General features: G+C 73.1%; 12 protein-coding genes. 5 read left to right on the forward strand and 7 right to left on the reverse strand.

The window, feature by feature from the left end:
- Positions 1-50: 50 nt before the first annotated feature.
- The 4 genes from ACI79G_RS03265 to ACI79G_RS03280 are packed head-to-tail and all read right to left on the reverse strand — an operon-like array spanning position 51 to position 4,274.
- Positions 51-908: an ABC transporter ATP-binding protein gene (locus ACI79G_RS03265; RefSeq protein WP_456879674.1), complete on the reverse strand. Its 858-nt coding sequence runs from the start codon at positions 906-908 to the stop codon at positions 51-53.
- The gene (locus ACI79G_RS03270) at positions 905-1,924 is read right to left on the reverse strand and encodes an ABC transporter ATP-binding protein (protein WP_456879677.1); all 1,020 of its coding nucleotides are present in this window, start codon (positions 1,922-1,924) and stop codon (positions 905-907) included. Before ACI79G_RS03270 ends, ACI79G_RS03265 begins: the two co-directional genes overlap by 4 nt.
- On the reverse strand, positions 1,914-2,912 hold the full coding sequence (locus tag ACI79G_RS03275) for a branched-chain amino acid ABC transporter permease (RefSeq protein WP_456879679.1): 999 nt from the start codon (positions 2,910-2,912) through the stop codon (positions 1,914-1,916). Before ACI79G_RS03275 ends, ACI79G_RS03270 begins: the two co-directional genes overlap by 11 nt.
- A gap of 3 nt (positions 2,913-2,915) precedes the next feature.
- Positions 2,916-4,274: an ABC transporter permease subunit gene (locus ACI79G_RS03280; RefSeq protein ID WP_456879682.1), complete on the reverse strand. Its 1,359-nt coding sequence runs from the start codon at positions 4,272-4,274 to the stop codon at positions 2,916-2,918.
- Between the two features lie 266 nt (positions 4,275-4,540).
- Here ACI79G_RS03280 and ACI79G_RS03285 point away from each other — a divergent pair, with 266 nt between their 5' ends.
- Positions 4,541-5,065, forward strand: coding sequence for a hypothetical protein (locus ACI79G_RS03285; protein WP_456879684.1), 525 nt, complete (start codon positions 4,541-4,543; stop codon positions 5,063-5,065).
- Here ACI79G_RS03285 and ACI79G_RS03290 read toward each other — a convergent pair.
- The gene (locus tag ACI79G_RS03290) at positions 5,040-5,444 is read right to left on the reverse strand and encodes a PaaI family thioesterase (protein WP_456879686.1); all 405 of its coding nucleotides are present in this window, start codon (positions 5,442-5,444) and stop codon (positions 5,040-5,042) included. The two genes, ACI79G_RS03285 and ACI79G_RS03290, sit on opposite strands and share 26 nt — an antisense overlap.
- Before the next feature lie 89 nt (positions 5,445-5,533).
- On the opposite strand from ACI79G_RS03290, the gene polA reads away from it, so the two are divergent.
- On the forward strand, positions 5,534-8,278 hold the full coding sequence (gene polA / locus ACI79G_RS03295) for a DNA polymerase I (RefSeq protein ID WP_456879689.1): 2,745 nt from the start codon (positions 5,534-5,536) through the stop codon (positions 8,276-8,278).
- A gap of 130 nt (positions 8,279-8,408) precedes the next feature.
- Positions 8,409-8,942, forward strand: a complete 534-nt coding sequence (locus ACI79G_RS03300; protein ID WP_456879692.1) for a GNAT family N-acetyltransferase — start codon at positions 8,409-8,411, stop codon at positions 8,940-8,942.
- Between the two features lie 128 nt (positions 8,943-9,070).
- Here the strand turns inward: ACI79G_RS03300 and ACI79G_RS03305 are convergent, their stop codons facing one another.
- On the reverse strand, positions 9,071-9,925 hold the full coding sequence (locus ACI79G_RS03305) for a class I SAM-dependent methyltransferase (RefSeq protein WP_456879694.1): 855 nt from the start codon (positions 9,923-9,925) through the stop codon (positions 9,071-9,073).
- A 214-nt stretch (positions 9,926-10,139) separates the two neighbouring features.
- Here ACI79G_RS03305 and rpsA point away from each other — a divergent pair, with 214 nt between their 5' ends.
- Positions 10,140-11,600, forward strand: coding sequence for a 30S ribosomal protein S1 (gene rpsA, locus ACI79G_RS03310; RefSeq protein ID WP_456879696.1), 1,461 nt, complete (start codon positions 10,140-10,142; stop codon positions 11,598-11,600).
- A 190-nt stretch (positions 11,601-11,790) separates the two neighbouring features.
- On the opposite strand, the gene ACI79G_RS03315 is transcribed toward rpsA, so the two are convergent.
- On the reverse strand, positions 11,791-11,973 hold the full coding sequence (locus tag ACI79G_RS03315) for a hypothetical protein (protein WP_456879697.1): 183 nt from the start codon (positions 11,971-11,973) through the stop codon (positions 11,791-11,793).
- Between the two features lie 236 nt (positions 11,974-12,209).
- Here ACI79G_RS03315 and coaE point away from each other — a divergent pair, with 236 nt between their 5' ends.
- Complete coding sequence (gene coaE / locus ACI79G_RS03320; RefSeq protein WP_456879699.1) at positions 12,210-12,806, forward strand: dephospho-CoA kinase; 597 nt, start codon at positions 12,210-12,212, stop codon at positions 12,804-12,806.
- The last annotated feature ends 187 nt before the right edge of the window (positions 12,807-12,993 follow it).

Genomic DNA, 12,993 nt, shown 5'->3' on the forward strand with positions numbered 1-12,993 from the left:
CAGGGGCCCGCCCCGAGCCCGCGAGCGGTCGGGGGCAGAGGGGTCCTCTCTCAGTGCGCCTTGGCCAGCGTCCCCAGGTAGAGCTCGATGACCTTGGGGTCGTTCATCAGCGACTCGCCGGTGTCGGTGTAGGCGTTGCGGCCCTGGTCGAGGACGTAGCCGCGGTCGCAGATCTGCAGGCACCGGCGGGCGTTCTGCTCGACCATGATGATCGAGACACCGGTCGCGTTGATCCGCCGGCAGCGGATGAACACCTCGTCCTGGTAGGCGGGGGACAGGCCGGCCGACGGCTCGTCGAGCAGCAGGACGGACGGCTCCATCATGAGTGCCCGGCCCATGGCCACCATCTGCCGCTCACCGCCCGACAGCGACCCGGCCTTGATCTTGCGCCGTTCCCCGAGCAGCGGGAACAGGTCGGCCACGTAGTCGAAGCGCTCGCGGAAGACCTTCGGCCGCAGGTAGGCGCCCATCTGCATGTTCTCCTCGATGGTCAGCGAGGGGAACACGTTGTTGTTCTGCGGGACGTAGCCGACGCCCAGGGACACCAACCGGTGGGCCGGCGCCGAGGTGATGTCCTCGCCGCGGAGGGTGACCTTCCCCGACCGCACCGGGATGAGCCCGAACATCGTCTTGAGCAGCGTCGACTTGCCGGCCCCGTTGGGGCCGATGATGCCGACGAGTTCGCCGTCCTGCAGGTAGAAGTCGCAGCCGCGGAGGATGTTGACGCCCGGCACGTAACCGGCGACCAGGTCGTCGGCCCGCACCAGCGCACCCTCGGCGAGGCGCAGGTGCTCCCCGCGGGTGGCCGCCTCCTCGGCGGGGGACAGCGTCGCCGCTGACGACGCGGCCTGCTCGGCGCGGGTGAGGTCCTCTCCGGACTCGTCCACCTCGAACAGCGGGTCGCTCATCGCTCGGTCCTCTCCTGGCCGGTGGTGTCCGACTGCAGGAGCTCCCCGTCGGCGTTCTCCTCGCGGGCGATGGCCGCCCCCGCCTCGGCGAGCACGCGGTCCTCCTCCTCGACGGTGAGCGGCGCGTCGTGGTGCGCGCCCAGGTAGGCGTCGACGACGGCCTGGTTCTGGCTGATCGACTCCGGCGGGCCCTCGGCGATCACCCGGCCGGCCGCCATGACGACGACCCAGTCGCTGATGTCCCGGACGACGTCCATGTCGTGCTCGACGAAGATCACCGTCATGCCCTCCTCGCGGAGGTCCTTGACGTGGCCGAGCAGGCTCTGGGTCAGGGCCGGGTTCACCCCGGCCATGGGCTCGTCGAGCATGACCACCTTCGGGTCGCTCATCAGCGCCCGCGCCATCTCCAGCAGCTTGCGCTGACCGCCCGACAGCGTGCCGGCGAAGTCGTCCTTCTTGGTGTCGAGCTTGAAGCGCCGCAGCAGCTCCATCGCCTTCTCGGTGTTCTGCTGCTCCTGGGCGCGCCAGGTCCCGGGGACCAGCGCGCGCAGGAAGCTCTCGCCCTTCTGCCCCTGGGCGCCGAGCAGCATGTTCTGCAGCACGGTGAGCCGGGACAGCGCCTTGGTCAGCTGGAACGTGCGGACGACGCCGAGCCGGGCCACCTGGTGCGGCGGGAGCTTGCTCAGTGACCGGCCGTCGAAGGCCCACGTGCCGCTGTTGGGCTGGTCGAAGCCGGTCAGCAGGTTGAACAGGGTGGTCTTGCCGGCACCGTTGGGCCCGATCAGACCGGTGATGCCGCCCCGCTGGACCTCCAGGTGGTCGACCGACACCGCGGTCAGGCCGCCGAAGGTGCGGGTCACCCCGTCGACGACGATCGCCGGGTCGGGTTTGGCGACCCCGACCTCCCAGGGGACGTCGCGCAGCGCCGCGGCGGCCAGCCGCCGGGCGCCGGCGCCGGCGGGCCCGCCGCCGAGGGAGGCCGCCGTGGCCCCGGTGGGTTCGTCGTCAGCGCGCATCGAGCATCACCTCTCGCCGGTCGCCGAAGATGCCCTGCGGCCGGAAGATCAACAACAGCATGAGGCCGAGACCGACCAGGACGAAGCGGATCTGGGCGACGTCGGTGGCCGACAGCAGTTCACTCGGGATCACGCCGTTGTCGATCAGCGCCCGCAGGCCGGTGTCGGCGAACTGCACCACGAACAGCAGGATGATCGCGCCCACGACCGGCCCCAGCACGCGGGCCGCCCCGCCGAGGATCAGTACGGCGTAGGCGAGGAACGTGTTCGCGTTCTGGAACTGGTCGGGGTTCGCCGCCCCGGTCGCCACGACGTACACCATCCCCCCGAGGGCGCCGATCACGCCACCGAGGACGAGGGCCTGCATCTTGTACAGGTACACGTTCTTGCCCAGCGCCCGTACGGCGTCCTCGTCCTCACGGATGGCCTTGAGCACCCGGCCCCACGGGCTGCGCATCAGCAGCCAGACCAGCACGCTGAGCAGGGCCACCAGGACCCACCCGACGGTGGTGACCCACAGCTCGCCGCCGCTCCAGCGGGTGCCGAGGATCGGGTACTGCCGGCCGGTGTCCCACGGCGCGAGCCCGATGAAGTCGCCGTTGAACGCCGACAGGCCGCGGGTCCCGCCGGTCACCGGCGTGGCCGAGACCGACCGGAAGAGCAGTCTCAGGCCCTCGGCTGCGGCGATCGTCGCGATCGCCAGGTAGTCCGCCCGCAGCCGCAGGGTCGGCAGGCCGAGCAGCAGGGCCAGGACGACGGCGGCGACCAGGCCGACGACGACGCCGACCCAGAAGTCCAGGCCCCACTGGCTGACGGAGATCGCGATGCCGAAGCCCCCGAGCAGCGCGAAGCCGATCTGGCCGAAGTTCAGCAGGCCGGCGTAGCCGAAGTGGATGTTCAGGCCGATGGCGAGCAGCGCGAAGAACACCGCCTGGAAGCCGAGCGCCGACTTCCCGGCGACGGCGAGTGCGTTGAGGAGTTCGCCCATGGCTCAGCCGATCCGTGCGCGGCTGCCCAGGATCCCCTGGGGCCGGATGACGAGGATGACGATGAGGAGCAGCAGGCCGCCGACGTACTTGACGTCGTTGGGGATCACCAGGGTCGACATCTGCACGAAGACCCCGACGATCAGACTGCCGATCAGCGCCCCGTACGCGGTGCCGAGCCCCCCGAGGGTGACGCCGGCGAACATGAGCAGCAGCAGCTGGAAGCCCATGTCCCACCGCACCTGGTCGGACAGGCCCAGCAGGACACCGCCCAGGGCGGCCAGCGCGCCGCCCATCATCCAGACGACGAGGATGACCCGGTTGACGTTGATGCCCGAGGACGCCGCGAGGTCGCGGTTGTCCGCGACCGCCCGCATCGCCTTCCCGATCTTGGTGCGCTGCAGCATCAGCGCGATCAGCACCAGGACGATGACCGAGATGACGATCGAGATCAGCGACTGGTTGGTCAGCCGGAACAGGCCGTAGTCGACCGCCCGCGACGTCCCCAGGCCCGCGTAGGGGTTGGAGAAGCCGCCGTAGACGATCTGGATCAGGTAGCGCAGCAGCAGCGACAGACCGATCGAGACGACGAGCGCGGCGATCAGGCCGGTGCCGCGGCGGCGCAGCGGCCGCCACAGCCCGAGCTCGTTGAGCGCGCCCACCGCCGCACCGCCGATCATCGCCAGCAGCGCCGCCACGATGATCGGGACGCCGAGGCTGACGTTGATGTACCAGGCGATGATCGCCCCGATGGTGACCAGCTCGCCGTGGGCGAAGTTGGTCAGCCCCGTCGTGCCGAAGATGAGCGAGAGGCCGACGGCGCACATGGCGATGAGCAGGCCGAAGCGCAGGCCGTCGACCAGCAGCTGGATGGCCTCCACACTGCCGCCCCCACCGCCGCCGCTGCCGTCGTCCAGGCCGAACTGGACCGGCTGCCGCCGGCCGGCGTCGACGGTGACCGTCCGGCTGTCCTCGCCGGTGAGCACCACGTCGTCGGGCAGGGCGTCGGCATCGAGGGTCACCGTGTACTGGCCGGGCCCGGGGACGTCGACGGCCCAGCGGCCGTCCTCGTCGGTCTCGGTGGTGCCGACCTCGGCGCCGTCGGCGGTGGTGACGACGACCTCGACGCCCTCGATCGGACCGCTGCGGCTGGTCTGCAGCGTGCCCAGCACCTGCTCACCCTCGGCCTGGGCGACGCCCGGCACGAAGGCGGCCAGGCCGAGCGCGAAGGCGGCGACGAGCAGGAGACGGACGACGAGTCCGCGCCTCCTGCCGGTGCGGGCCCGCCGGCCGCTGCCGGACCGGACTCCGTCGGGTCGTGGTCGTCGGCCGTGCCGTACGGCACGGCCTGCCGGGTGGGTCACTCAGCCTCCCTGGCTCTGCGCATGAGGGGGGACGGTAACCCAGCTGTGTTTCCGCCTGCTGCCCTCGCGGCAAGCTGTTACCTGTCCGCGACACGCCGCACCCGCCACGGGCGGCTCGCCGTCGTGATCACGCCGGTCGACGGGGCAGGTTCTGGCCACCGTCCAGGGAGCCCCGTGCCGGTTCCCGGTCCCGCGTCACGACGCGCGCCGCGTCCCGCCGCCCTGACCCTGGTGCGCCGGCACCGCGTCGAGGTCCACGCCGAGGGGTGCTGACCGGTCAGACCCCCGGGGCCGCGGCCGCCGCCGGCTTCCGCCGGGTGCTCGCCGACCCGGCGCACCGGGTCGGGCCGGCCGTGCTGCCCGGCCCGAACGCGCCCGACGGCGGCGAGCCCGCCGTGGGCCCGGCCGTCCTCGGCGTCGACCCGCTGTCGGTGGTGCTCGGCGTCCCGCAGGTGACCGTCGACGACCTCGTCGTCCACCGCGGCCACCGCCGCGGCGCGGCCGCCGTGGCGTACGCCTCGGAGGTCGGGGCTGCGCACGTCGTCGGTGCGGTCGGCGGGCACGAGGCCGAGCGGCAGTGCTCCTCCGCGCGGATGGGGTCCGCGCCGCTGACCACCCGGCGGATCGTGCCGCGGGAGACCCTCGCGCGGACGCTGGCGGCCCGGCAGCGCGGCGGGGGCACCGTCGCGGTACCGCGCCGTCCCCGGTCCGCCGTCGTCCGCAGGCCCGGCTGGTGCCGCTGCCGGACGTCGCCGAGGGCTGAGCTCACGCCGCCAGCAGCATGCAGGTGAGCCGGGCGCTGGCGGTCACGCGGCCCTGCTCGTCGGTGACCTCGATGGTGAAGGTGGCCAGCGTCCGGCCGCGGCGGACCGGCGTGGCGACGGCGGTGACGACCCCCTCGGTGGCCGCGCGCAGGTAGCTGACGTTGAGCTCCACCCCGACCGCCTGCCGGCCCGGGCCCGCGCCCAGCGCCGCGGCCCAGGAGCCGACCGTCTCCACCAGCGAGCAGGTGGCGCCGCCGTGGAGCAGGCCGAACGGCTGCTGGTTGCCCTCGACCGGCATGGTCGCGACCACGTGGTCGGGGTCGAAGTCGGTGATGCGGATGCCGAGCTTGTCGTCCAGCGGGCTCATCTGCCCGGCGTCGAGCCAGGCGGGGCGGTCCACGGTCACCTCGGCACCGTAGCCATCGCTCGCGCGACGGCCGGCGGTGGCTCGGTGTGCCCGGGCGTCGTCGGTGCGCGCACCTAGGATCGGCGGCGATGTCCGCTCCGGTCTCCGCCCCCGCGTCCAGCTCCGCCGTCCCCTCCGCTGAGGAGGCGCGCCCGCGGCTGCTGCTGCTCGACGGGCACTCGCTGGCCTACCGCGCCTTCTTCGCCCTGCCGGTCGAGAACTTCTCGACGACGACGGGGCAGCCGACCAACGCGGTGTACGGCTTCACCTCGATGCTGATCAACGTGCTCCGCGACGAGCAGCCGACGCACGTGGCGGTCGCCTTCGACGTGGGGCGCAAGACCTTCCGCAGCGAAATCTACGCGGAGTACAAGGCCAACCGCAGCGAGAGCCCGACCGACTTCCGCGGCCAGGTCAGCCTCATCCAGGAGGTGCTGGCCGCGCTGCACATCCCGGTCATCACCGCCGAGGGCTACGAGGCCGACGACGTGATCGCCACCCTCACCGTGCAGGCCGTCGAGCAGGGCATGGACGTGCTCATCTGCACCGGCGACCGCGACGCCCTGCAGCTGGTCAACGAGCACGTCACCGTGCTGTACCCCCGCAAGGGCGTCTCGGACCTCACCCGGTTCACCCCGGAGGAGGTCGAGGCCAAGTACGGGCTGTCGCCCGCGCAGTACCCCGACTTCGCCGCGCTGCGGGGCGACCCCAGCGACAACCTGCCGAGCATCCCGAGCGTGGGGGAGAAGACCGCGGCCAAGTGGGTCCGCGAGTACGGCTCGCTCGACGCGCTGGTCGACCAGGTCGACACGGTGAAGGGCAAGGTCGGCGACAAGCTGCGCGAGCACCTGTCCTCGGTGCTGCAGAACCGGCGGCTGACCGAGCTCGACCGCGCCGTCCCGCTGGAGGTGGGCCCGGGCGACCTCGCCGTCCGCGCCTGGGACCGCAACGAGGTGCACACCCTCTTCGACAACCTGCAGTTCCGGGTGCTGCGCGACCGGCTGTTCGCCACGCTCACCAGCGCGGAGCCGGAGGCCGAGGGCGGCTTCGACGTCACCGAGGACGAGGTGCCCGCCGGCGGACTGGGCGCCTGGCTCGACCAGCACGCACGCACCAGCCGCACCGGCATCATCTTCCGGGGCACCTGGGGCCGGGGCACCGGTGAGCTGACCGGCATCGCCCTCGCCGGCGGTGACGACCACGCCACCTTCGTCGACCTGGGCCCCGACCTCGACGCCACCGACGAGCAGGCGCTGGCCGACTGGCTGGCCGACCCGGACGCGCACAAGGTCGTGCACGAGGTCAAGGGCCCGCTGCTGGCGATCTGGGCACGCGGCTGGGACCTCGCCGGCGTGGTCAGCGACACCGCGCTGGCCGCCTACCTGGCTCTGCCCGGTCAGCGGTCGTTCGACCTGGGCGACCTCGCCGTCCGGTACCTGCGCCGCGAGCTGAAGGACTCTGCCGCCGAGGAGCCCCAGCTGACCCTCGACGGGATGGGCCCGTCGGAGGAGGACCTCGCCCGCGAGGCCGCGCACGCCGACGTCCTCAAGGCCGTCGCGGTCAACGACCTCTCCGACGCGCTGGACTCCCTGCTCGGTCAGCGCGGGGGTGACTCGCTGCTCGACGAGCTCGAACTGCCGCTGACCTTCGTGCTGGCCCGCATGGAGCAGCGCGGCATCGCCGCGGACCTGGACTTCCTGCGCGAGCTGCAGCGGGAGTTCGCCGACGAGGTGGCCGCCGCGGCCGCCGAGGCCTACGCGGTGATCGGCCGCGAGGTCAACCTCGGCTCGCCCAAGCAGCTGCAGGCGGTGCTCTTCGACGAGCTGGGCCTGCCGAAGACCAAGAAGATCAAGTCGGGCTACACGACCGACGCCGAGGCGCTGACCAACCTGCTCGGCGCAACCGGCCACCCCTTCCTCGAACACCTGCTGCGGCACCGCGACGTGACCCGGCTGCGCACCGTCATCGACGGCCTGATCCCCATGGTCGACGACGCCGGGCGGATCCACACGACGTTCCAGCAGACGATCGCCGCCACCGGCCGGCTGTCCTCGATCGACCCGAACCTGCAGAACATCCCGATCCGCTCTGCGGAGGGCCGCCGGATCCGGCAGGCGTTCATCGTCGGCCCCGGCTACGAGTCGCTGATGACCGCGGACTACAGCCAGATCGAGATGCGCATCATGGCGCACCTCTCCGGCGACGCGGGGCTCATCGAGGCCTTCACGTCGGGGGAGGACCTGCACTCCTTCGTCGCGTCGCGGGCGTTCGACATCCCGATCGAGGACGTCGACCCGGAGATGCGCCGCCGGATCAAGGCCATGAGCTACGGCCTGGCCTACGGGCTGTCGGCGTACGGGCTGGCCTCCCAGCTGCGCATCTCCACCGAGGAGGCGCGCGAGCAGATGCACGCCTACTTCGAGCGCTTCGGCGGCATCCGCGAGTACCTGGACGGTGTCGTGGAGGACGCCCGCCAGACCGGCTACACCGAGACCACGCTGGGTCGCCGGCGCTACCTGCCCGACCTGACCAGCGACAACGGGCAGCGCCGGCAGATGGCCGAGCGGATGGCGCTCAACGCCCCCATCCAGGGTTCGGCGGCCGACATCATCAAGGTGGCCATGCTGCGCGTGGAGAAGGCGATCGCCGACGAGGGGCTCCGCTCCCGGATGCTGCTGCAGGTCCACGACGAACTCGTGCTCGAGGTCGCGCCGGGGGAGCGGGAGGCGCTGGAGACGCTGGTGCGCCGGGAGATGGCCGGTGCCGCGCAGCTGTCGGTGCCGCTGGAGGTCTCGGTCGGCTTCGGTCGGACCTGGAACGAGGCCGCCCACTGAGCCGAGGTCAGCGGCCCGGGTGTGCGTGGATGTGCGGTTCCGGCCGGGGGGAGTGAGGACCAGCGCACAGCGCCGGCCCCCGGGCTCCACCTCCACCTGAGGTCGAGGGTCGGGCTGGGAGGATCCCGGGATGGTCACCGTCGAGCTGCTGCACACCGCCCACGTGCCGTCGCGGACCCTCGTCACGGCACGGGCGCTGCTCGACGACGCGTTCCACGGCGACTTCGACGACGCGGACTGGGACCACACGCTCGGCGGGGTGCACGCACTGGCATGGGCCGACGACGAGCTGGTCGGCCACGGCGCCGTCGTCCAGCGCCGGGTCCTGCACGGCGGCCGGGCGCTGCGCACCGGCTACGTCGAGGCGGTCGCCGTAGCGGCGCCCCACCGGCGCAGCGGCGTCGCGTCGGCGGTCATGGCCGGGCTCGAGGACGTCGTCCGCGGCGCCTACGACCTCGGCGCCCTGGGCGCGTCGGACGACGGCGCCGCTCTGTACACCGCCCGCAGTTGGCAGCGGTGGCGTGGCCCGACGTCCGTGCTCAGCCCGGCCGGGACGGTCCGCACCCCGGACGACGACGGAGCCGTCCTCGTGCTCCCCGGCGCCGTGCCGCTCGACCTCGACGGGAGCCTGACCTGCGACTGGCGCGACGGTGACGTCTGGTGAAACCGGGAGGACCCCCGTCCCCGCGCCCCTCGCAGGCCCGGAGCGGGGCCCGGGACGGGGCCACTGCGGCCTCAGCCCGGGACGGGGGGGCCACTGCGGCCTCAGCCCGGGACGGGGCCACTGCGGCCTCAGCCCGGCCGGCGGCAGACCAGGATCAGCGTCCCGGGGACCAGCGCCCCGCGCGCCGGGGACCACTGGCCCCACTCCTGCGTGCGGCCCGGCGTCCACTCCGGCTCGAGCAGGTCCTCGAGGACGAGCCCCGCGCCCACCACGGCGCGCACCCAGTCGCCGACCGTGCGGTGGTGCTCCACGTACACGGTGCGGCCGTCCTCGTCGGCCTCCACGTACGGCGTCCGGTCGAAGTAGGAGGAGACGACCCGCAGGTCCTCGGGGTCGGGGGAGTCCGGCAACGGCCAGCGGAACGGGTGGTTCACCGACGCGACGAACCGCCCGCCGGGCCGCAGCACCCGCGCCACCTCGGCGAGCGCCCCCTCGACGTCGGCGACGAACGGCAGCCCGCCGAACGCCGAGCAGACCAGGTCCACGCTCCCGGTCACCAGCGGCAGCGCCCCCACGTCGGCCTGCAGCAGCGGGACGTCGATGCCGGTGGCCCGGTTCAGCTCGGCGGCCCGGGCCAGCATCCCGCCGGAGAGGTCGAGCGCGACGACGTCCGCCCCCTCGCGGCGCAGCCAGCGCGCGCACGGCGCGGACCCGCAGCCGACCTCGACCACCCGGCGGCCGGCGACGTCCCCCAGCAGGTGCGCCCCGGACTCGCGCAGCCCCTCGGGGCACCACAGGAAGTCGACGTCGCCGAGGTCGCTGCCGTGCTCGGCGAGGTAGGCCGGCGCCGCGGCGTCCCACCACCGCCGGTTGGCCCGGACCGACTCCGCCGTCCCCGCCGGGCGCCGGGCGACGCCGCTCGGCGCCGGGTAGCCGTCGTCGGCGAGGGGGAGGTCGGGCGGGGGAGCGGCCGGGCTGTCCATGACACGCCGATCGTGACACGCCGGGGCCCCGGGGAGGCGCCGCACCCAGGTGGACCGCGTGCTCCCCGGCTCCGTACCATGGGAATGCGCCAGAGGTCTGTCAGTGCTGAACCCACCAGGGGATCGGCGCGCGCCGGCTCTCCCCGCTCCCCGCGGTCACCCGGCCGCGGGTCGTCCTGTCCCTACGCATCCCCCGTCCGGAGCACTCGACCACATGACCTCCACCCAGGTCCGTCCTAACAGCACCCCCCAGGTCGCCGTCAACGACATCGGCACCGCCGAGGACTTCCTCGCGGCCATCGACCAGACGATCAAGTACTTCAACGACGGCGACATCGTCGAAGGCGTCATCGTCAAGGTCGACCGGGACGAGGTGCTGCTGGACATCGGCTACAAGACCGAGGGCGTCATCCCCTCGCGTGAGCTGTCCATCAAGCACGACGTCGACCCCAACGAGGTCGTCAGCGTCGGCGACGAGGTGGAAGCCCTCGTCCTCCAGAAGGAGGACAAGGAAGGCCGCCTGATCCTCTCCAAGAAGCGCGCCCAGTACGAGCGCGCCTGGGGCACGATCGAGGCGAAGAAGGAAGCCGACGAGGTCGTCACCGGCACCGTCATCGAGGTCGTCAAGGGTGGTCTCATCCTCGACATCGGCCTGCGCGGGTTCCTCCCCGCCTCGCTGGTCGAGATGCGCCGCGTCCGCGACCTGCAGCCCTACGTGGGCCGCGAGCTCGAGGCCAAGATCATCGAGCTCGACAAGAACCGCAACAACGTCGTCCTCTCCCGCCGGCAGTGGCTGGAGCAGACCCAGTCCGAGGTCCGCAGCGAGTTCCTCAACAAGCTCGCCAAGGGCCAGGTCCGCACCGGCGTCGTCTCCTCGATCGTCAACTTCGGCGCGTTCGTGGACCTGGGTGGCGTCGACGGTCTGGTGCACGTCTCCGAGCTGTCCTGGAAGCACATCGACCACCCGTCCGAGGTCGTCGAGGTCGGCCAGGAGGTCACCGTCGAGGTCCTCGACGTCGACCTGGACCGCGAGCGGGTCTCGCTGTCGCTGAAGGCGACGCAGGAGGACCCGTGGCGTCAGTTCGCCCGGACCCACCAGATCGGCCAGGTCGTGCCCGGCAAGGTCACCAAGCTGGTGCCCTTCGGTGCATTCGTCCGCGTCGACGAGGGCATCGAGGGTCTGGTGCACATCTCCGAGCTGGCCGAGCGGCACGTCGAGATCCCCGAGCAGGTCGTGCAGGTCGGCGACGAGATCCTGGTCAAGGTCATCGACATCGACCTCGACCGGCGCCGCATCTCGCTGTCGCTCAAGCAGGCCAACGAGGGCGTCATCGGCGACGAGGAGCAGTTCGACCCGGCCGCCTACGGCATGGCCGCCTCGTACGACGAGCAGGGCAACTACATCTACCCCGAGGGCTTCGACCCGGAGACGGGCGAGTGGCTCGAGGGCTACGAGGAGGCCCGCGAGACCTGGGAGCGGCAGTACGCCGAGGCCCAGGCCCGCTACGAGGCGCACCGCAAGCAGATCGCCGAGGCCCGCGCGGCCGACGCCGAGGCTGCGGCCGGCGGCAACTACTCCAGCGGCGACACCGAGGTGAGCGACACCTCCGGCGGCACCCTCGCCAGCGACGAGGCGCTCGCGGCGCTGCGGGCCAAGCTCGCCGGCGGCGAGTGACCCCCGCTCAGCGCGGCTGAGCAGCACCACCTGAGGCCGAGGCCCGGGACCCCGCGGGGGCCCGGGCCTCGGTCGTCCCTCCCATCCCCGTGGAGGGACGACCGAAGGACCCCCTGCCCCCGCCCACTCGCGAGCTCGCAGCGGGACCCCGCAGGGGGCCGGGCGGCGTGGGGCGGACGGCGGTCCTTGCTCAGAGGCTGAGGATGATCGCGAACGCGGTGCGCGGGCGACCGCCGGAGTTCGCGAGGAACTGCCAGGTGTGCCGGCCCGCCGGCGCGGTCGCCGACAACCAGCGCAGGAAGGCGTTGCGCGGGCGGACGGCGGCGTTGCGCTCCAGCCGCTCGCGCACCATCGGCAGGTCCGTGCAGCGCACGCCCGTGGAGCGTTCGAGCCGGTGCCGACCGGGGCCGCGCCGGACGGCGGCGGGGGTCGACGAGGGGGCGGCGTGCGCGGGACGGGACATGGTCGGTTCTGCCTCTCTGGGGCGTGGGGAGATCGCCGGGGAGAGAGTTGCCCATGGGACACGTGTGACTGGGGCGACGCGCCGGGCAGGGCTCCCGGGTGTTACCCGTCCGTGACCGGCGCCCCGTCGGTGGCTACTGTCCGTGCGTGCTGCGGATCGGGCTGACCGGCGGGATCGGATCGGGCAAGAGCACGGTGGCCGGCCTGCTCGCCGCGCGCGGGGCGCGCATCGTGGACGCCGACCGCATCGCGCGCGAGGTCGTCGAGCCGGGGACGCCGGGCCTGGAGGCCGTCGTCGCGGCGTTCGGGCGCGGGGTGCTGACCCCCGAGGGCGGTCTCGACCGCCCGGCCCTCGCGGCCGTGGTGTTCGCCGACCCCGAGGCCCGCCGTCGGCTCGACGGCATCGTGCACCCACTGGTGCGGGCCCGCGCCGCCGAGCTGGTCGCCGCGGCGCCCCCGGACGCCGTGGTGGTGCAGGACGTGCCACTGCTGGTGGAGACCGGCCAGTCCGACTCCTACGACCTGGTGCTCGTCGTCGAGGCCGACCTGGACACCCGGGTGCGGCGGCTGGTCGCCCGGGGGCTGTCCGAGGAGGACGCCCGCGCCCGGATCGCGGCCCAGGCCACCGACGAGCAGCGGCGTGCGGTGGCCGACGTCGTGCTGGACAACAGCCGCACCGTCGAGGACCTGGAGGCGCAGGTCGAGCGCTTCTGGGCCGAGCGGGTGGTCCCCGTCCTCCGCTGACGGCGCCCTCACCGCGTGCCCGCCGACCCGCCCGTCCAGGGGCCGGGAGGCCGAGCGGGCGCGCCGGGGGCGCGGACACCGGGGCCTGAGGGCTGATCACCGCTCGGGGCCGTCCCGGGTCCGTCGGTGGCCGACGTCACGGCCGGTCGGTGCCGGCGTCCCGAGACGGCGAGAGGCCCGGGTCCGC

This window comes from Geodermatophilus sp. SYSU D00779 (assembly GCF_054050595.1).

What these genes read in the sequence shown, in the direction of transcription:
- ACI79G_RS03265 (WP_456879674.1), bottom strand. Translation starts at nt 908, where the DNA reads ATGAGCGACCCGCTGTTCGAGGTGGACGAGTCCGGAGAGGACCTCACC.
- ACI79G_RS03305 (WP_456879694.1), bottom strand. Translation starts at nt 9,925, where the DNA reads ATGGACAGCCCGGCCGCTCCCCCGCCCGACCTCCCCCTCGCCGACGAC.
- ACI79G_RS03275 (WP_456879679.1), bottom strand. Translation starts at nt 2,912, where the DNA reads ATGGGCGAACTCCTCAACGCACTCGCCGTCGCCGGGAAGTCGGCGCTC.
- ACI79G_RS03300 (WP_456879692.1), top strand. Translation starts at nt 8,409, where the DNA reads ATGGTCACCGTCGAGCTGCTGCACACCGCCCACGTGCCGTCGCGGACC.
- rpsA (WP_456879696.1), top strand. Translation starts at nt 10,140, where the DNA reads ATGACCTCCACCCAGGTCCGTCCTAACAGCACCCCCCAGGTCGCCGTC.
- ACI79G_RS03270 (WP_456879677.1), bottom strand. Translation starts at nt 1,924, where the DNA reads ATGCGCGCTGACGACGAACCCACCGGGGCCACGGCGGCCTCCCTCGGC.
- polA (WP_456879689.1), top strand. Translation starts at nt 5,534, where the DNA reads ATGTCCGCTCCGGTCTCCGCCCCCGCGTCCAGCTCCGCCGTCCCCTCC.